The organism is Citrobacter enshiensis, from assembly GCF_029338175.1.
GTDB lineage: Bacteria > Pseudomonadota > Gammaproteobacteria > Enterobacterales > Enterobacteriaceae > Citrobacter_D > Citrobacter_D enshiensis.
In genome coordinates, this window is record NZ_CP119862.1 from 4,153,721 (window position 1) to 4,179,246 (window position 25,526).

The 25,526-nt window shown below is 56.8% G+C and carries 18 protein-coding genes and 12 pseudogenes; 16 read left to right on the top strand and 14 right to left on the bottom strand.

Annotated elements, in window-relative coordinates:
- Nucleotides 1–31: 31 nt before the first annotated feature.
- The 3 genes and pseudogenes from P2W74_RS23670 to P2W74_RS23680 all read right to left on the bottom strand — a co-directional run.
- Nucleotides 32–1,557: pseudogene (locus P2W74_RS23670) on the bottom strand (tagaturonate reductase).
- Nucleotides 1,558–1,616: 59 nt separating this feature from the next.
- The gene (locus tag P2W74_RS23675; RefSeq protein WP_412767246.1) at nt 1,617–2,255 is read right to left on the bottom strand and encodes a zinc-binding dehydrogenase; all 639 of its coding nucleotides are present in this window, start codon (nt 2,253–2,255) and stop codon (nt 1,617–1,619) included.
- Nucleotides 2,256–2,593: pseudogene (locus P2W74_RS23680) on the bottom strand (alcohol dehydrogenase catalytic domain-containing protein); the annotation flags it as partial.
- A 139-nt stretch (nt 2,594–2,732) separates the two neighbouring features.
- Between P2W74_RS23680 and P2W74_RS19760 the strand changes: the two are divergent.
- From P2W74_RS19760 to P2W74_RS19785, 6 genes and pseudogenes are all read left to right on the top strand, one after another.
- Nucleotides 2,733–3,665: pseudogene (locus P2W74_RS19760) on the top strand (GntR family transcriptional regulator).
- 317 nt (nt 3,666–3,982) lie between these two features.
- A complete protein-coding gene (locus P2W74_RS19765; RefSeq protein WP_276292911.1) occupies nt 3,983–4,711 on the top strand; it encodes a C4-dicarboxylate TRAP transporter substrate-binding protein in 729 nt (242 codons plus the stop codon).
- Nucleotides 4,704–4,883 carry a hypothetical protein gene (locus P2W74_RS19770; protein WP_276292912.1) on the top strand — a complete coding sequence of 60 codons (180 nt, stop codon included), beginning with the start codon at nt 4,704–4,706 and terminating at the stop codon, nt 4,881–4,883. Before P2W74_RS19765 ends, P2W74_RS19770 begins: the two co-directional genes overlap by 8 nt.
- 234 nt (nt 4,884–5,117) lie before the next feature.
- Nucleotides 5,118–5,438 (top strand): TRAP transporter small permease, encoded by a 321-nt coding sequence (locus P2W74_RS19775; protein ID WP_328517916.1) that lies wholly within the window; start codon nt 5,118–5,120, stop codon nt 5,436–5,438.
- Nucleotides 5,429–6,103 carry a TRAP transporter large permease subunit gene (locus P2W74_RS19780; protein ID WP_276292914.1) on the top strand — a complete coding sequence of 225 codons (675 nt, stop codon included), beginning with the start codon at nt 5,429–5,431 and terminating at the stop codon, nt 6,101–6,103. Before P2W74_RS19775 ends, P2W74_RS19780 begins: the two co-directional genes overlap by 10 nt.
- A 5-nt stretch (nt 6,104–6,108) precedes the next feature.
- Complete coding sequence (locus tag P2W74_RS19785) at nt 6,109–6,708, top strand: TRAP transporter large permease subunit (protein WP_276295233.1); 600 nt, start codon at nt 6,109–6,111, stop codon at nt 6,706–6,708.
- 42 nt (nt 6,709–6,750) lie between these two features.
- Here P2W74_RS19785 and P2W74_RS19790 read toward each other — a convergent pair whose 3' ends face one another.
- The 9 genes and pseudogenes from P2W74_RS19790 to P2W74_RS19830 form a co-directional block, all read right to left on the bottom strand.
- Entirely contained in the window at nt 6,751–7,389 is a 639-nt protein-coding gene (locus tag P2W74_RS19790; protein ID WP_276292915.1) for a methyl-accepting chemotaxis protein, read from the bottom strand.
- A gap of 32 nt (nt 7,390–7,421) precedes the next feature.
- Nucleotides 7,422–7,751, bottom strand: coding sequence for a HAMP domain-containing protein (locus P2W74_RS19795; RefSeq protein WP_276292916.1), 330 nt, complete (start codon nt 7,749–7,751; stop codon nt 7,422–7,424).
- A 68-nt stretch (nt 7,752–7,819) separates the two neighbouring features.
- Nucleotides 7,820–8,143, bottom strand: coding sequence for a Tar ligand binding domain-containing protein (locus P2W74_RS19800; RefSeq protein ID WP_276292917.1), 324 nt, complete (start codon nt 8,141–8,143; stop codon nt 7,820–7,822).
- Nucleotides 8,143–8,412 carry a Tar ligand binding domain-containing protein gene (locus P2W74_RS19805; RefSeq protein WP_276292918.1) on the bottom strand — a complete coding sequence of 90 codons (270 nt, stop codon included), beginning with the start codon at nt 8,410–8,412 and terminating at the stop codon, nt 8,143–8,145. The genes P2W74_RS19800 and P2W74_RS19805 overlap by 1 nt, the downstream gene beginning before the upstream one ends.
- 137 nt (nt 8,413–8,549) lie before the next feature.
- Nucleotides 8,550–9,558: pseudogene (locus P2W74_RS19810) on the bottom strand (Ldh family oxidoreductase).
- A gap of 11 nt (nt 9,559–9,569) precedes the next feature.
- Nucleotides 9,570–11,174, bottom strand: coding sequence for an APC family permease (locus P2W74_RS19815; RefSeq protein ID WP_276292919.1), 1,605 nt, complete (start codon nt 11,172–11,174; stop codon nt 9,570–9,572).
- Between the two features lie 11 nt (nt 11,175–11,185).
- Nucleotides 11,186–12,798: pseudogene (locus tag P2W74_RS19820) on the bottom strand (aldehyde dehydrogenase (NADP(+))).
- A gap of 14 nt (nt 12,799–12,812) precedes the next feature.
- Nucleotides 12,813–13,734: pseudogene (locus P2W74_RS19825) on the bottom strand (dihydrodipicolinate synthase family protein).
- A gap of 172 nt (nt 13,735–13,906) precedes the next feature.
- Nucleotides 13,907–14,734 carry a helix-turn-helix domain-containing protein gene (locus P2W74_RS19830; protein WP_412767201.1) on the bottom strand — a complete coding sequence of 276 codons (828 nt, stop codon included), beginning with the start codon at nt 14,732–14,734 and terminating at the stop codon, nt 13,907–13,909.
- Nucleotides 14,735–15,043: 309 nt separating this feature from the next.
- Here P2W74_RS19830 and P2W74_RS19835 point away from each other — a divergent pair, with 309 nt between their 5' ends.
- The 4 genes and pseudogenes from P2W74_RS19835 to P2W74_RS19850 all read left to right on the top strand — a co-directional run bounded on the left by P2W74_RS19835 (nt 15,044) and on the right by P2W74_RS19850 (nt 18,593).
- Complete coding sequence (locus P2W74_RS19835) at nt 15,044–15,991, top strand: 4-hydroxyproline epimerase (protein ID WP_276292920.1); 948 nt, start codon at nt 15,044–15,046, stop codon at nt 15,989–15,991.
- Nucleotides 15,992–16,006: 15 nt separating this feature from the next.
- The gene (locus P2W74_RS19840) at nt 16,007–17,098 is read left to right on the top strand and encodes an NAD(P)/FAD-dependent oxidoreductase (protein ID WP_276295236.1); all 1,092 of its coding nucleotides are present in this window, start codon (nt 16,007–16,009) and stop codon (nt 17,096–17,098) included.
- A complete protein-coding gene (locus P2W74_RS19845; RefSeq protein ID WP_276292921.1) occupies nt 17,095–17,355 on the top strand; it encodes a (2Fe-2S)-binding protein in 261 nt (86 codons plus the stop codon). Before P2W74_RS19840 ends, P2W74_RS19845 begins: the two co-directional genes overlap by 4 nt.
- Nucleotides 17,336–18,593: pseudogene (locus P2W74_RS19850) on the top strand (FAD-dependent oxidoreductase). Before P2W74_RS19845 ends, P2W74_RS19850 begins: the two are co-directional and overlap by 20 nt.
- On the opposite strand, the gene hpaR reads toward P2W74_RS19850, so the two are convergent.
- A complete protein-coding gene (gene hpaR / locus P2W74_RS19855; protein WP_192610952.1) occupies nt 18,594–19,037 on the bottom strand; it encodes a homoprotocatechuate degradation operon regulator HpaR in 444 nt (147 codons plus the stop codon). It abuts the pseudogene before it with no gap.
- Between the two features lie 273 nt (nt 19,038–19,310).
- Here hpaR and hpaG point away from each other — a divergent pair.
- The 6 genes and pseudogenes from hpaG (at nt 19,311) to hpaI (ending at nt 25,042) form a co-directional block, all read left to right on the top strand.
- Nucleotides 19,311–20,612 (top strand): annotated as a pseudogene (gene hpaG / locus P2W74_RS19860) (4-hydroxyphenylacetate degradation bifunctional isomerase/decarboxylase).
- Nucleotides 20,609–22,081 (top strand): annotated as a pseudogene (gene hpaE / locus P2W74_RS19865) (5-carboxymethyl-2-hydroxymuconate semialdehyde dehydrogenase). Before hpaG ends, hpaE begins: the two co-directional pseudogenes overlap by 4 nt.
- A gap of 1 nt (nt 22,082) precedes the next feature.
- A pseudogene (hpaD, locus tag P2W74_RS19870) lies at nt 22,083–22,935 on the top strand (3,4-dihydroxyphenylacetate 2,3-dioxygenase).
- 10 nt (nt 22,936–22,945) lie between these two features.
- A complete protein-coding gene (locus P2W74_RS19875; RefSeq protein WP_276292922.1) occupies nt 22,946–23,326 on the top strand; it encodes a 5-carboxymethyl-2-hydroxymuconate Delta-isomerase in 381 nt (126 codons plus the stop codon).
- Nucleotides 23,327–23,431: 105 nt separating this feature from the next.
- Nucleotides 23,432–24,236: pseudogene (gene hpaH / locus P2W74_RS19880) on the top strand (2-oxo-hept-4-ene-1,7-dioate hydratase).
- 10 nt (nt 24,237–24,246) lie between these two features.
- A pseudogene (gene hpaI, locus P2W74_RS19885) lies at nt 24,247–25,042 on the top strand (4-hydroxy-2-oxoheptanedioate aldolase).
- Between the two features lie 27 nt (nt 25,043–25,069).
- Here hpaI and P2W74_RS19890 read toward each other — a convergent pair.
- Nucleotides 25,070–25,435, bottom strand: a complete 366-nt coding sequence (locus P2W74_RS19890) for a hypothetical protein (protein ID WP_276292923.1) — start codon at nt 25,433–25,435, stop codon at nt 25,070–25,072.
- Between the last annotated feature and the right edge of the window lie 91 nt (nt 25,436–25,526).

Below are 25,526 nucleotides of genomic sequence, written 5' to 3' on the forward strand. Positions count from 1 at the left end.
CCCGATAAGCGTCACGCCACTGGGCCTCTCTTTATCGGTGAAAAAAACAGCGCCCAACACGGCTCCGGGCGCTGCATGGCAACCTTAATCCAGCGCTTTCACCGCCTGACGCATCCCCTGAACAGTATATTTTCCAGGGCGAGACCGTCACCTGGGCGGTAAGCCCTGGCAACAACGTTAAAGTCCTCGCCCCAATGCGCTTTATCGTGCTGAGTACGGGCATCGACCAGTTCCTGGTAACGTCAGATCTGCACCCACTACGCGGCCACAGCTGTTGATAGCGTGTGAGCCACTGGTTCATCGGTCCAGGAGCGGGATACGTCTCTCCCGCCGTTCGCCCCGGTAAAATGCAATCAGCGCCGCAAGCGCAAACGTCAGCCGCACGGGATAGGTATTGCTCTGCTGGCCTGCAGCAACTGAGGGCAAAATACGTGCGTGCGGAATTTCGTCATAGCCGTTGGAGCGCGATAGAGAGTAGCTGATGGCGGATATACGGGATTCTGGGAAACGTCCTTGTCACCGCATCGGCAAATTCACGCAGGTGTCAGCGGCGGGCAGAGTCCAGGGACCGGAATAATCTCCTGGTGAATCGCCTTTTCCACAAAGCGACGCACATCCTCGTCCTGCATCGCCTCGCCGACAGTATCCAACCCGCACAGCCACGCCACCAGAACCAGTGCGGTATGCGCGCCGTTGAGAATGGCGACTTACGCTCTTTATAACGGTTTGATGTCGGCAACAATGCCGAATATTCAGCGAACTTTTCGTTAATTTCAGCGCCTCTGCCAGCCAGGCCGGTCCCTGGATCACAAACAGATAAAATGCTCGGCGGTGTCGAGAAACGCATCGTGATACCCCAGCTGTGCTTCCAGCGCTGGCGCCTCCTCGTGCGGATAGCCGGTCACGATCCTGTCCACCAACGTGGAGCAAAATGTGTTTGCGGTTTCCAGGCCAGTCGAGAAACGCCGGAGACAACTGACCCACTCCTGCGCATTAACGCTGAATTACGCCTTGAGTGGCATCGCGTTATAGTCCGATCAGTTCGCAGGGGGAATCATCACCCAGCTTTGTCTGGCGCGCCGTTGAAGTGATTAAAACGCTCCAGCAACAGACGTGTCAGTTTCGCCGGGAAACTCACCGGCGGGGCATCATCGATACTGTCGCCTGGGTGATAGCCGATCCCCGCCTCAGTGGTGTTAGAAAACACAAAGCGGATGTCAGGGTTATGCGCCAGCGCCAGGTACCCGGCAAAATCCTGATACGGGTTGATCTCGTTATTCACCGAGCGGATCAGACGCGCGTCGCTGACGGCCTCGCCCTGCTCATATCAGGCCACGGATCACCGTGGTGTACAGTCCATCCTGGGTATTGAGCGACGGTGGAAAATCAGTGGTTTATAGGACGGACAAGGGTGATGCCCGCCTGCAGATCCGTTGTCTCATTGAGAACATCCGGCTGCCAGTCTACAAACGCCCGCAGAAAATTGCCTTCGCCAAACTGGATCACTTTCGTCGGGTAGTTGTGGCCAGGAAAATCCTGTCGATTCAATGTTTTCATTGCTATATCCCTATCAGAAAGTAATCACGCCTTTGATAAGCTCGAGGTTGTTAACCACATCATGTTCGTAGATCTCCGCCATGCGTGGTGAAGGGATAGCGGTGCGTCAACATCATGTCTGCGGTCAGCTTACCTTCCTCCATCAGCTGCCCTACTTTGGCGAAATCCTCCGGCGTGGCGTTACGACTGCCCATCATGGTGGTCTCTTTTTTGTGAAACTCAGGGTCGGAAAACTGCAAGTCCCCCTTAAACAGCCCAACGAAAACAATGCTACCGCCATGGCGAATCAGGTTAACGCTGTTATTCATCGCATGCTGATTCCCCGTCGCATCAATAACCTTTTGCGCCAGGGAGCCGCCAAATTGCGCGCGTAGCTGTGCGTCAAAATCATCGGCAGACGGATCAATCACCGGAAGTTCCAGCCGAGAGGTCACATGCTCCCGACGGGCCAGGCTGGTATCAGCGACCACCACCTGCGCGCCGTCGGCTTTAGCGATGGCCGCCGCCCCCAGCCCTAACGGACCTGCGCCCACCACCAGTACCTGCTCGCCAGCCGCAATCGCCGCCCGACGTACCGCATGCGCGCTAATGGCATAGGGCTCAATCAGTGCTGCCGCCTGCGGATCAATACCGTCCGCCGCCAGCAGGTTAGTCGCAGGTACAGACAAATACTCGCTAAAGCCGCCATCCTGATGCACGCCAATTACCGAAATTTTCTCGCAGCAGTTGGTACGCCCGCTGTTACACGCCGGACATTGCTGACACGCCACGTAGGGAATCACTGCGACCTGTTGACCCATTTTCAGATGCGAAATATTTTTACCTAACCCGGCAATTTCGCCACATATTTCATGCCCAACACGCGGGGATAACTGAAAAAGGGTTGATTGCCTCCCCAGGCATGAATATCGGTACCACAAATCCCTACGGATTTAATTTTTATTAATGCTTCCCCTTCACCAGGAATAGGAATTTCACGTTCTTCCCAATTTAATTTCTTAGGTTCCTGGCAAATCAGCACATTCATCGTTGACATGATTCAACTCTCCTGTTTTTCGTTGCATCAGATATCGATGAAAATAAAAATATCGAAGAGACAGGAAACGTAATTTGTGAATGCCGACGCATAAAAATGTTTTAAATCGGGTTTTAATACGCGCAAAAAGGAGAGACCAATGAGCCGCTCGCAAAATTTACGTCACAACGTCATTAACCAGATGATCGATGATATGGCTCGCGGCCATATCCCCTCCCCGCTCCCCTCACAAAGCGCACTGGCGGAGATGTACAACATCAGCCGTACTACGGTGCGCCATATGCTGAGCCATTTAAGCGAATGCGGCGTACTGACACCGGTTGGCAGCGACTATGTGATCGCCCGTAAACCCAATAATGACGACGGTTTCGCCTGCACCACCGCCTCGCTGGCTGAGCAAAACCGCATTTTCGAGCACGCCTTTTTCACCATGATTAACCAACGCCAGCTACGCGCAGGCGAGACATTTTCCGAACTGCAGCTGGCGCGCGCAGCCGGCGTCAGCCCGGTCGTTGTGCGGGAATATCTTTTAGAAATTCGGGCGTTACAATCTGATTATCAGCGAACGACGTGGTCCTGTGCGTTATGCAACAGTTCGAGTCAACGCTATGCCGGAACAGCTTTTCCGAAATACGGGAAATGCTGGAGACCCCCACGCCCCTGCAACACTTTCTCAATCTGCCGGTTACGGGATATCCGCTGGCAGAAAGCGCGGAGATTTACTCGATCGTCCACCGGCGCATTACGCGACAACCATCAGCGACAACTATCGCATGTTTTCCGTGCTGGACGGGACTTTCATAATCTGATTCTCAGCGCCGCCGAAAATGTCTTTTCGATCAATCACTGGAGATTATCTCTGTTATTTTTCACTTTCACTATCAATGGGATGAGAGCGATCTCAAACAAAGGAATATCGTCGCCGTCAATGAACATATGACCATTCTCAGCGCCCTCATCTGTCGCAACGACCTCAGCGCCACAGCCGCATTACGTCAGCATCTGCAACACCGCCCGGCAGACCATGATCCACTCCATCAATACGACGAGCAGCCACTCTGTGAGATTTTAAAAACCGATTAAAAACAGCAAATCATTACCGTAGCCACAATTCCTTAATAAAAATAACTATCCATTAATAAGACACTTTAGGCTCTGATAAACATTTTAAGACAATCAATACGCATAATAATAAATAGTTTAGAAACTCTGTAATACATCCCGGAAAACCCGGGCAAAATAATAACATCCTCAGTACCTACTAAAAAAACGGAGAGTAATAATGAGTCTGATGTCTAAAAAAAGAAATACGTTACTAGCATTCGCTGTTGGCTCTATACTCGCCACTGTCTCATTAGCAATTCTGCGATAGCCGCTGCCGAATATACGTTGAAAGTTGCCTACGAAAATAATCCAGGAGAACCTTTTGATAAGGCGATCCGTGAATGGGCACGCTTATTTAATGAACAAACCGGCGGTAAAGGCGAGCTCATTGCTTATCCCAGTTCACAATTAGGCTCGAAAAAGGATGTCATTGAGCAAATGAACAAACTGGGTAGTCCACTGATGACCCTCGCCGATGGCGCATTCTTCTCTGACTATGTGCCTGATTTCGGCATTATGTTTGGTCCTTACGTCGGCAATAGCTATAAAGATATTTTTAAACTCAACCAGTCAGACTGGTACAAGGATCTGGAAAACAAACTGGATGCTAAAGGTCTGCACATCGTTTCTAAAGACTGGCTCTACGGTACACGCCATATGCTGACCACCAAAATGGTCACCAAACCGGAAGATTTGAAAGGCCTCAAAATTCGCGTACCGAACAATCGCATTCAAATCGAAGGCATGAAAGCGATGGGCGCAACCCCAACGCCACTCCCTCTCGCCGAAGTCTACACCTCGCTGAATCTGAAAGTTATTGATGGCGCGGAAAACCCGATTCCGGTGTTGTACGGACAAAAACATCATGAAGCGGCTAAATACCTGATCCTCACCGGCCATGTCGAAAACGTGACTAACCTGGTGATGGGAAGCAATACCTACAAAAAACTGCCGCCGGAAATTCAGGCCGCACTGGTGAACTCCCGGCGATCAAGCAGGGAAATACTTGACTGAGCTCGTTCAGAAGGAAGAACAAGAACTGATTGAGAAGATGAAGACAGAAGGCGTCACTGTGGTGGAAGTTGACCGTAATCTGTTCCGCGAAGCGTCAAAACCGTTCTACACAAAATTCCCGGAATGGACGCCAGGATTGTATGAAAAAACACAGGAAATCATTGCACAGTAACGGAGAACACGCGCAGCGCACTGCCTGCGCGTTTCCCTTTCCCTGAAAAAAGTATCGCCCGTATAGGAATGACTATGTTTCGGTTTCTCAATAAATTCAGCGATATTCTGGCCTGCCTGCTGGCAGGTGGGATTGTGCTCATTACGGTCGGTGGCCGTCCTGATGCGCCTGGCTGCTTAACGCCCCACTGATCTGGGTGAGGAAGCGCTGATCATCTGTTACATCTGGTTGATTATGATCGGTGCGGCCTCAGCAATGGGCCATCGTATGCACGTCAGTATTGATGCCTTCACCTCCATGCTGCCGGAAAACTGGCGTTTATCCTGCGCCATCATCACCCACATGATTGCCATTGTCTCACTGTCTACATTTGGCTATCTCGGCTATGAGCTGTCACTTATCGCCGTCGATAAAATCACCCCTATTCTTGGGGTCTCCTATCTGTACATCGATTTTGCTGTGCCGACAGGCGCTGGGATCATGGTGATGTTTTGCCTACAACACCTCTGGCAAGACATTCAAAAACTGAAACGCAGGGAGGTCGTATGTCAGTAGCGATCGCGTGTATTGTCTTATTGTTTCTGTTTATTCTGAATACGCCGATATTCATCAGCGTACTGGTCGCAATACTGACTTACTTTTATATGGCAGGCGACATTTCACCGCTGATCGCTGTTCAACGTATTATCGGCGCTGGAGAAAACGTCACTTTACTGGCAATCCCGTTCTTTATTCTGCTTGGTAACCTACTGAATTACACCGGTATTACGCACCGTATGTTGCGATTCACCGGTGTGCTCTCCGGCCACTATCCGGGTGGGCTCGCCCAGTCCAACGTCCTGCTCAGTACTATGATGGGAGGTCTGTCGGCATCTAACCTGGCTGACTGCGCGATGTTGTCAAAAATGCTGGTGCCGGAAATGACTAAACTCGGTTACAGCAGAAGTTTTTCTACCGCCGTCACCGCTGCCGGGTCGCTTATCACGCCGATCATCCCCCCGGGAATCGCCCTGATCATTTACGGTTTTGTTGCCGATGTCTCCATCGGAAAAATGTTTATGGCCGCGATCGTTCCGGGACTCTTGTGCTGCGTCGCACTGATGTTCACGATCTATTTAATCTCGAAAAAACGCGGCTATCTCCCCGCCAGAGCCCATGGCCCGACATGCCGCGAGCTGTGGGAGGCGGGTAAAGGGCGCCACCTCAGCATTAATTTTTGATTCTGGTGATTATCGGTGGGATCCGTTTTGGGATCTTTACCCCAACAGAAGCAGGCGCAATTGCCGTTGTGTTTGTGATTATTATCGGAGCCGTTTTCTATCGTGAAATGACGATGAAAGATATCGCGGCATCGTTACTGGAAACGGCGCGCTCAACCGCAAGTGTAATGCTCATCATCATGACCTGCTCAGCGCTGGCATGGGTGTTAACGAACGAACAGATTGCGCAGGATCTGGCCGTGGTGATGACTGGATTCTCTGATAATCCTTACATCTTCTTGCTGATTGTGAACCTGGTTCTGTTGTTTCTGGGGATGTTTATTGAAGGGAATGCCGCCATCATCGTACTGGTTCCGCTATTAATGCCAACCGTACGCTTGCTGGGCATCGATCCGATTCACTTCGGCGTGATGATGATCCTCAACCTGGCCATCGGTTGCCTGACGCCACCCATGGGAACGGTAATGTTCGTTGCAACCTCCATCACGGGAACAAAAATTGCTGATTTTCTGCGTGAAGTGCTACCGCTGTTAGCGGCACTGATTGTCGTGTTGCTGATGGTGACGTTTATTCCGGCTCTGACAACCTTCCTGCCCGCGCTGTAAAAACGTGTCGCGCCCTGCTCAACAGGGCGCGACAACTCACGATTAAAACGTTTCCCAGTTCTCACCGGCATCGGTAACAGCGGCTTTGCGCGGCGGTACCGGCGCAGAAACGCTTTTCGCGGCGGCAACGTCACGAGAACGCTGTTGTTCCTGCTGAATACGGAATACGGCGACTGCCTGGGTCAGACGACTGGCTTGTTCCTCCAGCGCGGCTGCGGCAGCGGCGGACTCTTCCACCAGCGAGGCGTTCTGCTGCGTCACGCGATCCATCTCTGCGACAGCCAGACCGACCTGGTCGATACCGCGACTCTGCTCATCAGACGCAGAAGCGATTTCGCCCATGATATCGGTGACACGGGTGACCGCGTTGACAATCTCATCCATGGTTTCGCCCGCGCTCTCAACCAGCGTCGAACCGACATCCACACGACTGACCGAGTCTTCAATCAGGCTCTTAATCTCACGCGCGGCCTGAGCACTGCGTTGCGCCAGATTGCGCACTTCCCCGGCAACCACCGCAAAGCCACGGCCCTGTTCGCCCGCACGCGCCGCTTCTACCGCCGCGTTCAACGCCAGAATGTTAGTCTGGAAAGCAATACCGTCGATCACGCTGATAATATCGGCAATTTTCTGCGAACTGGAGGCGATATCACGCATGGTTTGCACCACGTTATCCACCACTTTACCGCCCTTCTGCGCGGTTTCTGAGGCGCTCAGCGCCAGATGGCTGGCCTGACGGCGTTCTCGGCGTTCTGTTTCACGGTGGCCGTCAGTTCTTCCATGCTGGCCGCAGTCTCTTCCAGGGAGGCAGCCTGCTGTTCAGTACGGGAAGAAAGATCGTTGTTGCCCATCGCAATTTCGCTGGCACCGCTGTAAATCGCGTTAGCGCCGTTGCGCACATCGCCGACGGTATGCACCAGCTCGCTCTGCATGTGGCGCAGGCTTTCTGCCAGTTGCCCCATTTCGTTAGAGCCTTCTACATCAATACGCTTCACCAGATCGCCACTGGCGATATGACGAATGCTCTCGATCAGGCGGTTCATCGGTTCGATTAAAGAACTTAATGCCGAACCAGACGGCGACGATCACCAGCAGCACCGCGATTAACACGCTAACCAACACCCACATCGCCTGGCTGTAGGAGCCTATTATTGTCTTCAACCGCAATGTCATACAGGTGATCGTTCTGCTGCATATAGGCCGTATACGGTTTTTCAAAACCGTCCTGATAGCCCTGCGTCGGTTGATCAAAGAACTCGTTGATCTTACCCGAGCCCAACAACTGGATCAGTTCCGCCAACGCATTGTGATAGATATCGTAGCTACCGTTTGATCTCGACAGCCGCAGCCTCGCTCTGACGCGGATCGCGCGCAGTGCTTCGTAATCGGCCCAGTGTTTTTCCGCCTGCTTCAGGGACGTGCTCGCAATCTGCATCAGATCGACAACGGTGGCGCCGCTGCCGATATTGTCTGATCCATCATGTAGCGGATACCCGCCCGGTTGAGGGTATTACGTGTTTGTAGCAGCGCAACCCAGCTGGAGTTCAGCGTGGACTGCTGCTGGCGAATGGTCTGTAGAACGGTGAAGTTTTCTTTGTCATTTTTCAATGAGTTAAAGAACAAACCGCCCGAGGTCAGTTGTAAAAGGCCAAATATTGCCAACACCAGCAGTAAGCTGGTCACAATCTTAATTCGTTTTAACATGTTTTCTCATTCCGCTAGACAGATACTCTGGTTGTCGGCCTGGAATGAGAAAACTTTATGCAATAGCGACGTCTGTCACAGGTATTTTGTGCAAAATGCTGGCAAAAAACGCCATGACAGACTACCGCCTGATGACTCTACCTGAGTGCGCAGATGTCATCATACAACGTACGGGTAATGACCACGCCTTCCTGCTCGGCCTTTGCCCGCGCCACAAAACGTCGCTCGCCAGGCAAACGCGCCCCCTGACTCTGCATCGCATCAAACAGCGTTTCCGCCCGCGCCAGATGAACATGCGCCTCCTGACCCAGAAAACGTGTCGGATCGAACGCCAGGATCAGTTCGCCGCCATAAGGTAGTCCTCCGGCACCGTCATCCCAGGCCAGCGACTCCGCACTGGTCATGTCGCCAATCAACGGTCCAGCCAACAGTTCGACCATCGCCGCAAACGCCGAGCCTTTATGCCCGCCAAAGGTCAGCATCGCGCCATCCAGCACCGCCTGCGGATCGGTTGACGGGCCGCCCGTCGCTGTCTACCCCCCAGCCTTCGGGGATCGGTTTTCCGGCGCGTAAATGAAGCTGGATCTCTCCCCGCGCCGCCGCGCTGGTGGCCATATCAAAGATAAACGGCGGCCTTTCGCCACGCGGCCAGCCAAACGCAATAGGGTTAGTGCCAAACAGCGGGCGCGTGCCCCCGGCAGGTGCCACCCAGGCGTGACTTGGCGTGCAGGCGTACCCCACCAGTCCGGCGTCCGTGAGCGGTTCAATATCGGCAAACAGCGCCGAAAAATGAACGCAGCGATTGATAGCCAGCGCCGCGATACCGCAATGCCGTGTTTTCTCAATCAATAACGGTAACGCCTGTTCAAATGCCAGCAGCGAAAACGCGCCGCCGGCATCCGCCTTCACAATCGCCGGGGCGCTGTCGGTCACCACCGGCACAGCGTCTGGCGACACTTTACCTTTGCGTAAGGTGTCGACAATCCCCAACAACCGCCATAAACCGTGGGAAGCGCAGCCATCGCGCTCCCCGTTGGTCACATTGCGCGCCACAACAGCGGCATGTTCTTCACTGAATCCATTCCCGCGTAGCACCTGATGTGCCAGCGAGTAAGCCTCTGTTAACGAGAGGTTTACCATTGTCATTACCTTCTCCTTTACTCTTCTTCGTCTCCAGTAAAGTTAGCTTGTGGTAGACAAGTCCGCTCGCCCCAGTAGTAAATTCCCAGCGACATCACCGCGACAATCACTGTATCCCACGGATGGCCAATCACCCCTGTACCACCAAAACTGCCTAACCAGGAGAACAGCATAATCAGCGCATAAAACCCTACCAGCCACAGCGAAGACTTCACCTGCTGCGCCAGACTGACGGTATGCACCGGCACTTTGGATTTACACAGCACATAAACCACGAACATGACGATCTGCAGCCCCAACAACCACGACAGCGTTCCCAACCCGGACCAAAAGACAATCAGCGCGGAGATCACAAACGACAATGGACCGATAATATGAAATGCGCGAACACGGAACGGACGCGGTAAATCCGGCGAATTCCGGCGCAGCCCTGCCGCCGTCACCGGCGCAATGGCGTAACTGAGCACCAGCGCGGCGGAGACGACGCTGATCAATTGCTCCCATGACGGGAACGGCAGCGTCCAGAAAATCGATAAACCAAACGTCAGCCACAACGCCGGACGGGGAATGCCGGACTCTTTATCAATGTGGGTAAACGCTTTAAAGAAGGTGCCCGCTTTCGCCCAACCGTAAATCACGCGCGGCGTCGCGTTCATATAAATATTGCCGGTTCCGCTCGGGGAGACAATCGCGTCACTGACCACCATAAACGCCAGCCAGCCCATCCCCAGCGTAATAGCAATATCGCGATACGGCAAAGAGAACTGCTTACTGACTTCCGCCCAGCCGCCGTTCAGCATCTCAGTCGGGATACTGCCCAGAAACGCCACTTGCAGCAGCACATAGATAATGGTCGAAAGCACCACCGACAAAATCAGCGCCACCGGAATGGTTCGCTGCGGGTTTTGCACTTCACTGGCAACGGAGATAATCGGCGTTAGCCCCCAGATAGGCAGAAGATTATCCCGCCTTGCGCTTATCGCCGCCTCTACGCCCGACATGCCAAACGGCGCAATCCCCTGCGCGTGCAGGTTTTCGGGTTTAAAGAAGGCAAACAGGGTGATCACCACCACCAGCGGCACGAGGAATTTCAGTACGCTGATGATGTTGTTCGAGCGGGCGAACGTTTTAACGCTGTAGTAGTTCAGCGCAAAGAAAAAGCAGAGCAACAAAAATTGCACCACCCAACCGAGCAACGTCGGGTCGCTGGAACCAGGCTGCGTCAAGGCCGGGAACCGGGCCGCGGCATACTGACGCGCCGCGACGATTTCGATGGAGATCAGGCTGGAAAACGCGATAAGCGTAATAAAACCCAGCAGATACCCCATCAGCTCGCCGTGAGAAAACACCGGGTAACGAATAATGCCACCGGCACGCGGCAACGCCGCGCCTAACTCACAATAAACAATGCCCAGCAGCAACACGGCGATACCGCCGATCACCCACGATGCGATACCGGCAGGTCCGGCAATCGAGGCGACATGGCTGGCGGCAAACAGCCAGCCAGAGCCAAAAATCGCCCCCAGTCCAATAAACGTCAGATCCGTTAACGTCAGCTGCTTTTTAAATTTCCCCGACTCAACAACCCGGGTCTGAGATTGAGGTGTAGAGTGAATCGTCATGATTGTGCCCTTCAGTTAACAGAGGGGGAAATCGCTTCCCGGGTCCACTGCCCGTTCACCAGGCGCAGCAGGTTTAATGGATTGGCATCCTGCACGGCAGGCGGCAACAGCGCGCCAGGGACGTTTTGCAAACACACCGGGCGCAGGAAACGCTCGATGGCTTTGCTGCCAACCGACGTGCCGCGCGCATCGGTGGTCGCTGGCCACGGACCGCCATGGACCATCGCGTCACACACTTCCACACCGGTGGGATAGCCGTTAAACAGTACGCGCCCGGCTTTCTCACCCAGCATCGGCAACAGTCGCGCCGCCAGTTGTCGGTCATCCGCTTCGGCATGCACCGTGGCGGTGAGCTGTCCCTGGATCACCCGCAGAATGGCGCACAGCTCGGCCTCATCCGCCACGCTCACCAGCACCGCCAGCGGCCCGAAGACCTCCTCCTGCAACAACGGATCTTTCGCCAGCAGCAGCGAAGCAGGGGCTTTGTACAGGCGTGCCCTGCGCGCGTCCAACGACGTTCTCATTACGGCCCGCAATACGTTGAATATTCGGGTGGGCATCCAGCGCGCTAACGACCCTGCTGATAATGCGCAAGCGTCGTGGCATTGAGCATCACCTGCGCCGGAGCACGCTCCACCGCTTCCACTAACACGTCGGAGAAACGGCCTCTCCCCTTCCCCCTGCATCACCAGAATCAGCCGGGCTTGGTACAAAACTGACCGCTGCCCAGCGTGAACGAGGCCACCAGATCGTTGGCAAGCGTTTCGGCATTTTCTGCCAGCGCCTGAGGCAGAACAATCAGCGGATTAATGGCGGACATCTCCGCAAACACCGGAATCGGCTGCGGGCGCTGCTGCGCCAGTTGTTGCAACGCTTTCCCACCGCGCAGAGAACCGGTAAAACCGGACCGCCTGAATCGCCGGATGGCTCACCAGTTCTGCGCCGATATCGGTGCCAAAAATCATATTGAACACGCCTGCCGGCATGCCGCACGCGTTTGCCGCGCGCAACACCGCCAGTGCGGTGTATTCCGCCGTCGCCATATGACCAGGATGCGCTTTCACCACCACCGGACAGCCTGCCGCCAGCGCCGCAGCGGTGTCGCCTCCGGCGGTCGAAAAGGCGAGCGGAAAATTACTGGCGCCAAAGACGGCAACCGGCCCGAGCGCCATCTGATACTGGCGCAAATCCGGACGCGGCAACGGCTGGCGGTCAGGTAACGCCGTATCAATGCGCACGCCATGCGTATCGCCGCGACGCAGTACCCCCGGCGAACATCCGCAACTGGCCGCTGGGTACGCGCCCGCTCGCCCTGCAAACGCGCCAGCGGCAAGGCCGTTTCCTGATGCGCGATGGCAAAGAACGCCTCGCCCAGCGCGTCCAGTTCACCGGCGATAGCCTCCAGAAACCGCGCCCGTGCTTCAGGCGAGGTCTGTGAATACACCGCAAATGCCTGTTCTGCCGCCAGCGCCGCCTGTGCGGCCTCCTCGCGGGTGGCCGACAGGAAACGATAACCGGTGGCTTCGCCATCTTCAGCGCGCAGGCTGAGCAGGGTGGCATCGCCACCCCCAACCCGCTGACCGGCAATAAACTGCAAGCCCTGTTCAGGCTGTCGTAATGTCATGTTCACTCCTGCGTTCAGAGACCGACATCCGGCAGCTGAGGACGGGTTGCCAGCGCCTGTTCAACCACCGCCACCACCTGCGCGCGCGTTTCACCTTCCAGCGCCAGGCGCGGCGGACGCGTCACGGCGCTACCGCGACCCAGCAGCTCTTCGCACAGCTTGATGCACTGCACCAGATCCGGACGCGCATCGAGGTGCAGCACCGGCATAAACCAGCGGTACAGCGCCATCGCCTCTTCATAGCGTTGCTGTTTCGCCAGACGGAACAGCGTCTCGCCCTCACGCGGGAAGGCGTTCGACATCCCGGAGATCCAGCCTTCAGCGCCCACCGCAATGCTCTCCACCACCACATCGTCCAGCCCGGCGAACAGTACAAAGCGGTCGCCCACGGCATTACGCAGATCGATAAAGCGACGGGTATCGCCGGAGGAGTCTTTAAAACAGACGATGTTGTCGCAGTCGGCGAGGGTTGCCAGGATGTCTGGCGTGACATCGTTTTTTGTAAATCGGCGGGTTGTTGTAGACCATAATCGGCAGGTCGGTGGCGGTCGCGACGCTGCGGAAGTGGGCGGCAGTTTCATGCGGTTTTGAAGAGTAGACCAGCGCAGGCATCACCATAATGCCATCGACGCCCACTTTCTCAGCCTCTTTCGCCATCTTCTGGGCAAACGCGGTGGTGAATTCCGCCACCCCCGGCAATCACTGGATTTTGCCGCCAGCGGCGTCTTTCGCCACTTCGATAATTTGTAATTTTTCCTGGGTGGTCAGTGAGGTGTTCTCCCCGACGCTGCCGCAAACCACCAGGCCTGAAACACCATCCTTGACCAGGTTTTTCATCACCGTGTGGGTGGCGTCCAAATCCAGTGAGTAATCGCTGCGAAACTGTGTGCTGACTGCCGGAAATACGCCGCTCCAGTGAATAGCTTTTTTGCTCATGATCGATTCCTTGTCGTCAATTTGTTAAACATTGGTGAATGAATGGTGAATATTCACTGACAGATTGACGGCTAAGGCGTTCGGCGGCTTGTGGGTTTTCCTTTGCAAGGATGACGAAATTAGCACAGTGGCGATTCTCCCCTCTTCCCTGAGGGAGGTCGCAAACCGGGGATCAGCCTGCCAGCGTCAGGCGAAAATCCCGTGGCGTAGAGCCGGTCATCGCTTTGAACTGGCGGCTAAAAGCACTGTGATCGGTATAGCCGCATTGCAATGCGATATCGGTGATGGGCGTCTTGCCAGCCAGTAACTCGGTGGCTTTTTCGAGGCGGACTTTGTGGATCATCTGACGCGGCGTCAGGTGAAAAATGCGTTTGCAGTAGCGTTCGATCTGCGCCACCGACATCCCGCTCAACATGGTCAACTCTTCCATCGCGATCGGACGGTGGTAGTGTTTGCGGATATGATCATCCACGATCGCCAGCCGTTGCCATGCGGGATGCCGCGCCTGCGTCTCCAGCAGATCGTGGGAGATCCCGGCCATACCGATCACCCGCCCATGAACATCGCGCAACGCCAGCTTCTGGGTCAGACACCAGCCCCGCTCGCGACCGTTATACAGATGCATCTCCAGCTGATCGCGCAGCGTCACACCGTCGCGCAGAACCCGCAGATCCTGCTCGGTATAACCCTGTCCCAGCGCAGAAGGAAACACATCCGCCGAGGTTTTCCCCAGCAACGAAACCACATTCTTGAACCCGCAGCGACGGGCCAGCGTCATATTCACCAGCAGGTATCTTGCCTGCACATCTTTGATAAAAAAGACAACGTTAGGAATGGCGTTGAGTAATGGCGCAATCAGCGCCATCGCATTCAGCAAGGTCTGGATGTTTTCCGGGCGCTGGCGGGCCAGCCCTTCGCATATCTGGCTGAGTTCACCCACCTCCATCCCCACCTCTTGCGCCGGGGCTTTCCCCGACACCTCTTCATAAGCACAGGACATAACGCTTCCTCACAATAAGTGACGAGGGATATTTATTAACTTTTTGTTAACTCATCAAGCGCCAGTGATGCGTTTTGCGATCCTGCCTGTGGTTTACGATTTCCCCTGTTTCACGCACTGGCGCAGAGGCGTTCTTTGGTTTACCACAGACATAAGAAAATGATTAATAAGAAATAAATATGAAAATCATGCAAAAACACGCGGATGCACTGTGCTGATTTCGTCATCTCAGGTGGTGAAAGCAGTCAAGCCGGAACGTCAGGGTTGCGCCAGCATTTAGAAACAAACATTTAACGTTTCGGAGAGCTCATGACAACGACACAGCAGGAAAGCGAACTCAGGGTGATTGATTCACATACCGGCGGCGAACCGACGCGCCTGGTGGTTGCGGGTTTTCCGGATCTCGGTAACGGCACGATGGCGCAGCGTCGGGAGCGCTTTGCCAAAGACTACGATGCGTGGCGCAAAGCCATCATTCTGGAGCCTCGCGGAAATGATGTATTGGTTGGCGCGCTGCTGTGCGAACCCGTCGCCCCCGAGGCCACCGCCGGGGTTGTCTTTTTCAACAACGCCGGATTCCTGAATATGTGCGGTCACGGCACGATAGGGCTGATTGCTTCTCTGGCCTGGCTTGGGCGCATCAAACCCGGTCAGCACCGCATTGAAACCCCGGTGGGCGATGTCACCGCCACCCTCCACGACGACGGCAGCGTGTCGGTTGAAAACGTGCCGTCGTATCGCTGGCGTAAACAGGTCAGCGTGGTCACGCAACACGGCACCGTCACTGGCGATATCGCCTGGGGCGGCAACTGGTTTTTCCTCGTTAACGATCATCCCTTCGATATCACGCCAGAGCAGATCCCCGCCCTCACCGATTTTGCGTGGGCCATCCGTGAAGGACTGGAAGCGGCGGGGATCCGCGGCGAAAATGACGGCGTTATCGATCATATTGAGCTGTTTGCCAGTGACGATCTTGCCGACAGTCGCAGCTTTGTCCTCTGTCCAGGAAAAGCGTGGGACCGTTCGCCGTGCGGCACTGGCACCAGCGCCAAACTGGCCTGCCTCGCCGATGACGGCAAACTGCAGCCCGGAGAAATCTGGCGACAGGCGAGCATCATCGGCAGTCAGTTTACGGCAAGTTTTATCCGCAAAGGCGCTCAGGTCATTCCGACGATCCGCGGTGAAGCGTGGGTGTGCGGCGACAACCGTTTGATCCTCAATGCAGACGATCCTTTCCGCTGGGGGATCACCCTGTGACAGGAAAGCGACGTCATTGTCATCGGTGCCGGGATAGTTGGCGCAGCCTGTGCCTGGCAACTGGCGAAACGCGGGCAACGCGTCACCCTTATCGACGACGGGCACGCTGGAGCAACCGCCGCCGGAATGGGGCATCTGGTCTGTATGGATGACGATCCCGCCGAACTGGCGCTGTCGGCCTGGTCGCTGGCACGCTGGCGGGAACTCACGCCACGGATGCCGCACACCTGCGCCTGGCACGGCTGCGGAACCTTATGGCTGGCGGAAAACGAACAGGAACTGGCCCTCGCCGAGGAAAAACAACAGCGCATGGCAGCGCACCAGGTCGCCAGCGAAATGCAGACCCGCGCACAGGTTGCCGCGCGCGAACCGCTGCTGACGCCGGATCTGGCGGGAGGTTTGTGGGTGCCGGGCGACGGCATTGTTTACGCCCCCAACGTGGCGCGCTGGTTTATTGACGATGCGGCGCAGGCCATCACCAGTGTTAACGAAGGGGCCGTTTCAATCGACGCCCCCCAGGTGGTGCTGGAGAGCGGAAAACGTCTGCGGGCGCGCGCGATTGTGGTCGCCTGCGGCCTGGGCGCCAATACGCTATTGCAGGAAAACTGGCTGCGCCCCAAAAAAGGCCAACTGGCCATTACCGACCGTTACGGCACAACGCTGAACCATCAACTGGTGGAGCTGGGCTACGGCGCCAGCGCCCACGCCGGGGGAACCTCGGTGGCGTTTAATGTGCAGCCACGCCCCACCGGACAATGGCTGATTGGTTCCTCGCGCCAGTTTGACACCCTCGACCGTGAGCTGGATCTGCCGCTGCTGGCGATGATGCTCAAGCGCGCGCACCATTTTTTACCGGCCATCGCCAGTCTGAACATCATCCGTTGCTGGAGCGGTTTTCGCGCCGCTTCCGAAGACGGCAATCCGCTTATCGGTCCGCATCCTTCGCGCCCCGGCGTCTGGCTGGCGCTCGGTCATGAGGGGCTGGGCGTGACCACCGCACCGGCAACCGCCGAGCTGCTCTGTGCGCAGATCCTCGGCGAGCGACCCGCGTTCGCGCCGGACGCCTGGCTGCCCGCACGCCTGATACGCCAGGAGGCCAGCGCATGAAAATTATTACTCTGTTTATTGACGGTCTGCCCTGCCAGGTTCCGGTGGGCATCAGCGTCGCCGCCGCGCTGGCGATGAGCGGCAACCCCGTGACGCGCCGCTCGGTTCACGACCGCCCACGCGCCCCATTTTGCGGAATGGGCGTCTGTCAGGAGTGCCGCGTGACGGTGAATGGACGCCGGGTGCTGGCCTGCCAGACGGAATGCCAGCCGGAGATGAAAATAGAAAGGAGCTGCCATGCGCACACTGCATTGTGACATTCTGATCCTGGGCGCCGGGGCCTGCCGGGCTGGCGGCCGCGCTGGCGGCAGCGCAAAGCGGCAAGCAGGTGGTAATCCTGGATGATAACCCCCGACCCGGCGGGCAAATCTGGCGCGACGGGCCACAGGTCGCACTCCCGCCGCTCGCCAGACATTACCGTGACGCCGTGGCACGCGAATCGCGGATCACGCATTTGTCCGCCGCCCGTCTGATTGCCCGCCCTTCCTCACACAGCGTGCTGTTTGAAACCGCCGAAAACTGCGGGATTGTCCACTGGCAGCGATTAATTTTATGCTGCGGCGCGCGCGAGCTATCGCTGCCCTTTCCTGGCTGGACGCTGCCTGGCGTCACCGGCGCTGGCGGTTTACAGGCGCAAATCAAGCATGGGTTGCTGCTTAACGGCGAACGGGTGGTCATTGCCGGTAGCGGCCCGCTGCTGCTGGCGGTTGCCGATACGGTGCGTAAAGCGGGCGGTAATGTGGTCGCGATCGTGGAACAGGCGCCGCGTAGCGCGCTGGTTCGCTTTGCGATGGGGCTTTGGCGCTGGCCAGACAAACTGCGTCAACTTTTCACCGTCGCGCCAACAGGTTACGCCACCGCAAGCCAGGTCACGCAGGCGCTGGGGGATGACAGACTGCGGGCGGTCATCGTGCGTCAACACGGTAAAATTCGGGAAATCGCCTGCGACCGCCTGGCCATTGGCTATGGGCTGGTGCCCAACCTTGAACCGGCGCTGATTTTTGGTTGTGCGACAGCAAACAATGCCATCACCGTGGATGCGCAACAGCGCACCAGTCAGCCCGATATTTTCGCCGCCGGGGAGTGTACGGGATTTGGCGGCAGCGAACTGGCGCTGGCAGAAGGGGAAGTTGCCGGATATATCGCGGCACAGCGTCCGGACAGCGCGATCAACGCGCTCAAAAAACGCGATCGCTGGCAATGCTTTGCCGACGCGCTCAATGCCACGTTCTCCCTGCCCGACACGCTCAAAGAGGTCGTCACGCCGGAAACATTACTCTGCCGCTGTGAAGATGTGCGCTGCGGCGACGTTGCCGAGGCGAAAAACTGGCAAACCGCAAAGCTGGCCTCACGCTGCGGCATGGGTGCCTGTCAGGGAAAAACCTGCGCCACCAGCGCCCGCTGGCTCTATCAGTGGCCGCTTCCCCAGCCGCGTGAACCGCTTTCCCCCGCCAGAACCGAAACGCTGATTCATCTGGCGAACCCGGACCCGTAGTTACTCTTCTTCCCCGCGCTCGGCAATATGGCGATTGCCGAGCGCAATAAACTCACCCAGCAGCGCCGTCAGTTGTTGCATCTTCTCTGGCGTGTATTCCGCTTCAATTTGCCGGTACGCCTCTTCCACCTGTGACTGCGCATGTTCATACAGCGCATTTCCGGCTTTCGTCAGTGACACATACAGTTTTCTCTGGTCATTCACCGGTTTTAAACGCAACACCAGTCCATCGCGTTCCATTCGCGTCAGAATACCGGTCAGGCTCGGGCGCAAAATGCAGGTACGAAACGCCAGATCGTGGAAGTCGATAGACGGATGTTCCGCCAGTACGCGCACGATGCGCCACTGCTGTTCCGTCAGATTATGCTGCTTCACGATGGGCCGAAAGTAAGACATTGCCGCTTCTCGTGCCTGCAACAGTGCAATGGTTAAAGAGTCATGCATGGTCTTCCCCTGGAAAAATCATTAACAGATAAACAATTCAATAATGATGCTTTTATAAACAACCCGTTTTAGGCGAAAAAGTCTAACAGAAACCACGCCATTTTTTTAATTACATGATAATTATAAACATTAAATTGTATATGTAAATTTATTGTTATTATCATCACAATTATTTCACTTCTATTTGCCAAACGCGTAGCAAAAGCATACAACCGAATCATTAATATATTAATTGAAATCACAGTGTGGTATTTCACCCTGAGGAGTTTGTGTATGAAAGGTACTGTTTTTGCCGTCGCGTTAAACCATCGCAGCCAGCTTGATGCCTGGCGCGACGCGTTTACGCAAGCCCCGTATAACGCACCGCCGAAGACGGCTGTCTGGTTTATCAAACCGCACAACACCGTAATTCGTCACGGCGACGCCATCCCGCATCCACAGGGCGAGAAGGTGCAAAGCGGCGCGACGGTCGCGCTGGTGGTCGGCAAAAACAGCCCGCAACGTCCCGGTTGAAGCGGCGGCAAACTATATCGCCGGTTACGCACTGGCCAACGAGGTCAGCCTGCCGGAAGAGAGCTTCTACCGCCCGGCCATCAAAGCAAAATGCCGCGACGGTTTCCTGCCGATGGGCGAAACGGCGGCGCTGAAAAACGTCGATAACCTGACGATCATCACTGAAATCAACGGTCGCGAAGCCGATCGCTGGAACACCGCCGACCTGCAACGCAGCGCTGCCGAACTGCTCAGCGCGCTCAGTGAATTCGCTACCCTGAACCCGGGCGACGCCATCCTGATTGGCACTCCGCAGGCACGCGTGGAAATTCGCCCCGCGCGACCACGGTGCGTACGATTCTAGGCAGACGGTTTCCCCGCCGCTGGAAAACCCCGGTAGTGGACGCACGCGACCATCACGGAAACCAGAACGCGGCCTGCGCTTTCGCACCCAAATGGCACCCTGTTCGCGCTGGGTCTGAACTATGCCGACCACGCCAGCGAACTGGAATTTACGCCGCCGGAAGAGCCGCTGGTGTTTATCAAAGCGCCAAACTCGTTTTATAACGGCGACGGCAGACCTCCGTGCGCCCGAACAATGTCGAGTACATGCACTACGAGGCGGAACTGGTGGTGGTGATCGGCAAAACGGCGCGCAACGTCGTCGAAGCCGACGCGATGGACTATGTCGCGGGCTATACGATCTGTAATGACTACGCCATCCGCGACTATCTGGAAAACTACTACCGCCCCAACCTGCGGGTGAAAAGCCGCGACGGTCTGACCCCGATTGCGCCGTGGATCGTTGATAAAGCGGCCATCCCGGATCCGCACAACTTAACCCTGCGCACTTTCGTCAATGGCGAATTGCGCCAGCAGGGCACCACCGCCGATCTGATCTTCAACATCCCGTTTTTGATCGCTTACCTGAGCGAATTCATGACCCTGCAACCGGGCGACATGATCGCCACCGGCACGCCAAAAGGGCTGTCCGACGTGGTGCCGGGCGATGAAGTCGTCGTGGAAGTGGAAGGCGTGGGCCGCCTGGTCAACCGAATTGTGAGTGAGGAAACCGCAAAATGAAAAAAATAAACCCATTGATCAACGGCAAAAATGTGGCGGGCACCGACTATTTCCACACCACCAACCCGGCCAGCGGAGACGTGCTGGCGGAAGTGGCTTCCGGCGGTGAAGCGGAGATAAGCCAGGCCGTAGCGGCTGCGAAAGAGGGCGTTCCCGAAATGGGGCCAACCTGCCGATGAAAGAGCGCGCGCGCCTGATGCGTCGCCTCGGTGACCTGATCGACCAGAACGTGCCGGAGATCGCGGCGATGGAAACCGCCGACACCGGTCTGCCTATCCATTCAGACCCAAAAACGTGCTGATCCCACGCGCCTACCCACAACTTCGAATTTTTCGCCGAGTCTGCCAGCAGATGAACGGTAAAGACCTACCCGGTCGACGACAAGATGCTCAACTACACGCTGGTGCAGCCGGTAGGCGTTTGCGCGCTGGTGTCGCCGTGGAACGTGCCGTTTATGACTGCCACCTGGAAAGTCGCGCCGTGCCTGGCGCTGGGTAACACGGCGGTGCTGAAGATGTCTGAACTCTCGCCGCTGACTGCCGATCGCCTGGGCGAACTGGCGCTGGAAGCGGGCATTCCGGCGGGCGTGCTGAACGTGGTGCAGGGCTACGGCGCCACTGCGGGCGACGCGCTGGTACGTCATCACGATGTGCGTGCGGTTTCCTTTACCGGCGGCACCGCCACCGGGCGCAACATCATGAAAAACGCCGGGCTGAAGAAATACTCGATGGAGCTGGGCGGCAAATCGCCGGTGCTGATTTTTGAAGACGCCGACATCGAGCGCGCACTGGACGCCGCGCTGTTCACCATCTTCTCCGATCAACGGCGAGCGTTGCACCGCAGGCTCGCGCATCTTTATTCAGCAGAGCATCTACCCGGAATTCGTCAAACGCTTTGCCGAACGCGCTAACCGCCTGCGCGTGGGCGATCCGAACGATCCCAACACCCAGGTCGGCGCGCTGATTAGCCAGCAGCACTGGGAAAAAGTGTCCGGCTATATCCGTCTCGGCATTGAAGAAGGGGCAACTCTGCTGGCGGGCGGTCCGGACAAACCGACCGATCTGCCTGCTCATCTGAGAAACGGCAACTTCCTGCGCCCGACGGTGCTGGCGGACGTCGACAACCGGATGCGCGTGGCCCAGGAAGAGATCTTCGGGCCGGTCGCCTGCCTGATGCCGTTCAAAGACGAGGCGGAAGGTCTGCGTCTGGCCAACGACGTGGAGTACGGCCTTGCGTCTTACATCTGGACCCAGGATGTCAGCAAAGTGCTGCGTCTGGCGCGCAATATCGAAGCGGGCATGGTGTTTGTGAATACCCAGAACGTACGCGACCTGCGCCAGCCGTTTGGCGGCGTCAAAGCCTCTGGCACCGGGCGTGAAGGTGGGGAATACAGCTTTGAGGTGTTCGCCGAAATGAAGAACGTCTGCATTTCCATGGGCGACCATCCGATCCCGAAATGGGGAGTCTGATATGGGCACATTAGCGTTAGCCGCAAAAATCACCCACGTCCCGTCGATGTACCTGTCTGAGCTGCCGGGGAAAAACCACGGCTGCCGCCAGGCAGCGATTGACGGGCACAAAGAGATCAGCCATCGCTGCCGCGAGATGGGCGTCGACACCATTATCGTGTTCGACACCCACTGGCTGGTGAACAGCGCCTACCACATCAACTGTGCGGACCATTTTTCCGGCATTTATACCAGTAACGAACTGCCGCATTTTATCCGCGACATGACCTACGACTACGACGGCAACCCGGAGCTGGGTCAGTTGATTGCCGACGAAGCGGTAAAGCTGGGCGTACGCGCCAAAGCGCACAACATCCCGAGCCTCAAGCTCGAGTACGGGCACGCTGGTGCCGATGCGTTACATGAACAGCGACAAGCATTTCAAAGTGGTGTCGATCTCCGCCTTTTGTACCGTCCATGACTTTGCCGACAGCCGCAAGCTTGGCGAGGCGATCGTCAGCGCGATTGAGCAATACAACGGCACCGTGGCGGTGCTTGCCAGCGGCTCGTTGTCGCACCGTTTCATCGACGACCAGCGCGCGGAAGAAGGGATGAACAGCTACACCCGCGAGTTTGATCGTCAGATGGACGAACGGGTGGTCAAGCTGTGGCGCGAAGGGCAGTTCAAAGAATTTTGCAGCATGCTGCCGGAGTACGCCGACTACTGCTACGGCGAAGGCAACATGCACGACACGGTGATGCTGCTGGGGATGCTCGGCTGGGACAAATACGACGGCAAGGTGGAGTTCCTCACCGAGTTATTTGCCAGTTCCGGCACCGGCCAGGTAAACGCCGTTTTCCCGCTGCCCGCCTGAGGAGAGGACCATGCCGCACTTTATCGCTGAATGTACCGACAACATCCGTGAACAGGCTGATTTGCCGGGGCTGTTCGCTAAGGTCAACGCCGCGCTTGCCGCCACCGGAATCTTCCCGCTCGGCGGCATCCGCAGCCGCGCACACTGGCTGGATACCTGGCAGATGGCCGACGGTCAACACGACTATGCGTTTGTCCATATGACGCTGAAAATTGGCGCGGGGCGCAGTCTGGAGAGCCGTCAGGAGGTGGGCGAAATGCTGTTTGGGCTTATCAAAACCCATTTCGCCGGGCTGATGGCAAACCGCTATCTGGCGCTGTCGTTTGAAATCGACGAACTGCACCCGACGCTGAATTACAAACAAAACAATGTGCACGCGTTATTTAAGTAACGCGCTTTTTGCCCGGTGGCGCTGCGCTTACCGGGCCTACAACAGCACAAAACCGTAGGCTGGATAAGGCGCAGCCGCCATCCGGCAATGCCACAGGATATCGCCATGTTCGATAGTCACACCCATAACCTGATAGCCCAACGGCTGGACCAGGCAGAAAAACAGCGTGAGCAAATCCGTGCGATCTCACTGGATTACCCGGACATCACCATTGAAGACGCCTACGCCGTTCAACGCGAATGGGTACGCCTGAAAATCGCCGAAGGCCGCACGCTAAAAGGCCACAAAATCGGCCTGACCTCGAAAGCGATGCAGGCCAGCTCGCAGATAAGCGAACCGGACTACGGCGCATTACTCGACGATATGTTTTTCCACGACGGCAGCGATATCCCAACCGATCGCTTTATCGTCCCGCGCATTGAAGTCGAACTGGCTTTCCGTGCTGGCAAAACCGCTACGCGGGCCGAACTGCACCTTGTTCGACGTCTACAACGCGACAGATTACGTGATCCCGGCGCTGGAACTGATCGACGCTCGCTGCCACAACATCGACCCGGAAACGCAGCGTCCGCGCAAAGTATTCGACACCATATCGGATAACGCCGCCAATGCGGGGGTGATCCTCGGCGGGCGTCCGATTAAACCCGACGCACTGGATCTGCGCTGGATCTCCGCCCTGCTCTATCGTAACGGCGTGATCGAAGAGACTGGCGTGGCGGCGGGCGTACTGAATCATCCGGCCAACGGCGTGGCATGGCTGGCGAACAAGCTGGCGCCTTACGACGTACAACTGGAGCCAGGGCAGATCATTCTCGGCGGCTCGTTCACCCGCCCGGTCACGGCCAGCAAGGGCGATACCTTCCATGTGGACTACGGCAACATGGGCTCGATCAGCTGCCGCTTTGTGTAAGGAGACGACCATGCAAAATGTATTCAAAGAGGCGCTGAAAGCGGGCCGCCCGCAAATCGGTCTGTGGCTGGGACTGTGCAGCAACTACAGCGCGGAGCTGCTGGCGGGCGCGGGTTTCGACTGGCTGCTTATCGACGGTGAACATGCGCCGAATAACGTGCAAACGGTGCTGACGCAACTGCAGGCGATTGCCCCCTACGCCAGCCAGCCGATCGTTCGCCCGTCGTGGAACGATCCGGTGCAGATCAAACAGTTGCTGGACGTGGGCGCGCAAACGCTGCTCGTTCCGATGGTACAAAACGCCGATGAAGCCCGTCTGGCGGTGAGCGCGACACGCTATCCCCCGGCCGGTATTCGCGGTGTCGGCAGCGCCCTGGCCGCGGGCATCGCGCTGGAATCGCATCCCGGATTACCTGCAAAAGGCGAACGATGAAATGTGCGTGCTGGTGCAGATTGAAACCCGCGAGGCGCTGAAGAATTTGCCACAGATTCTGGACGTTGAAGGGGTCGATGGGGTGTTTATCGGCCCGGCGGATCTGAGCGCCGATATGGGCTTTGCCGGTAATCCACAGCACCCGGAAGTGCAGGCCGCCATTGAGCACGCCATTGCGCAGATTCGCCAGGCAGGTAAAGCGCCGGGCATTCTGATGGCCAATGAACAGCTGGCGAAACGCTATCTTGAACTCGGTGCGCTGTTTGTCGCCGTTGGCGTCGACACCACCCTGCTCGCCCGCGCCGCCGAAGCGCTGGCCGCACGGTTTGGCGCACACGTCGACGCCAAACCGGCAGCGCCCGGCGTGTATTAACGCCGGATGGCGCTGCGCTTATCCGGCCTACAACGCATCCCGCTGGCCGGATAGGGCAAACAGCAGTAGCGAACCGTAGGCCGGATAAGGCATCGCCGCCATCCGGCAAACAGCAGTACCGAACCGTAGGCCGGATAAGGCATCGCCGCCATCCGACAAACAGCAGTAGCGAACCGTAGGCCGGATAAGGCATCGCCGCCATCCGGCAAACAGCAGTACCGAACCGTAGGCCGGATAAGGCATCGCCGCCATCCGGCAAACAGCAGTACCGAACCGTAGGCCGGATAAGGCATCGCCGCCATCCGGCAAACAGCAGTACCGAACCGTAGGCCGGATAAGGCATCGCCGCCATCCGGCAAACAGCAGTACCGAACCGCTGGCCGGATAGGGCATAGCCGCCATCCGGCAAACAGCAGTACCAAAACACAGGCCGGATAAGGCATTAGCCCCCTCCGGCACAACCTATGTCGTACCCTACAAAATT

Excerpts from the sequence above, each read along its gene's own strand:
- P2W74_RS19845 (WP_276292921.1), top strand. The coding sequence starts at position 17,095 with ATGAAAATTATTACTCTGTTTATTGACGGTCTGCCCTGCCAGGTTCCG.
- P2W74_RS19875 (WP_276292922.1), top strand. The coding sequence starts at position 22,946 with ATGCCGCACTTTATCGCTGAATGTACCGACAACATCCGTGAACAGGCT.
- P2W74_RS19780 (WP_276292914.1), top strand. The coding sequence starts at position 5,429 with ATGTCAGTAGCGATCGCGTGTATTGTCTTATTGTTTCTGTTTATTCTG.
- P2W74_RS19835 (WP_276292920.1), top strand. The coding sequence starts at position 15,044 with ATGACAACGACACAGCAGGAAAGCGAACTCAGGGTGATTGATTCACAT.
- P2W74_RS19800 (WP_276292917.1), bottom strand. The coding sequence starts at position 8,143 with ATGCAGATTGCGAGCACGTCCCTGAAGCAGGCGGAAAAACACTGGGCC.
- P2W74_RS19775 (WP_328517916.1), top strand. The coding sequence starts at position 5,118 with ATGATCGGTGCGGCCTCAGCAATGGGCCATCGTATGCACGTCAGTATT.
- P2W74_RS19815 (WP_276292919.1), bottom strand. The coding sequence starts at position 11,174 with ATGACGATTCACTCTACACCTCAATCTCAGACCCGGGTTGTTGAGTCG.
- P2W74_RS19830 (WP_412767201.1), bottom strand. The coding sequence starts at position 14,734 with ATGTCCTGTGCTTATGAAGAGGTGTCGGGGAAAGCCCCGGCGCAAGAG.
- hpaR (WP_192610952.1), bottom strand. The coding sequence starts at position 19,037 with ATGCATGACTCTTTAACCATTGCACTGTTGCAGGCACGAGAAGCGGCA.
- P2W74_RS19890 (WP_276292923.1), bottom strand. The coding sequence starts at position 25,435 with ATGCCCTATCCGGCCAGCGGTTCGGTACTGCTGTTTGCCGGATGGCGG.
- P2W74_RS19805 (WP_276292918.1), bottom strand. The coding sequence starts at position 8,412 with ATGTTAAAACGAATTAAGATTGTGACCAGCTTACTGCTGGTGTTGGCA.
- P2W74_RS19795 (WP_276292916.1), bottom strand. The coding sequence starts at position 7,751 with ATGAACCGCCTGATCGAGAGCATTCGTCATATCGCCAGTGGCGATCTG.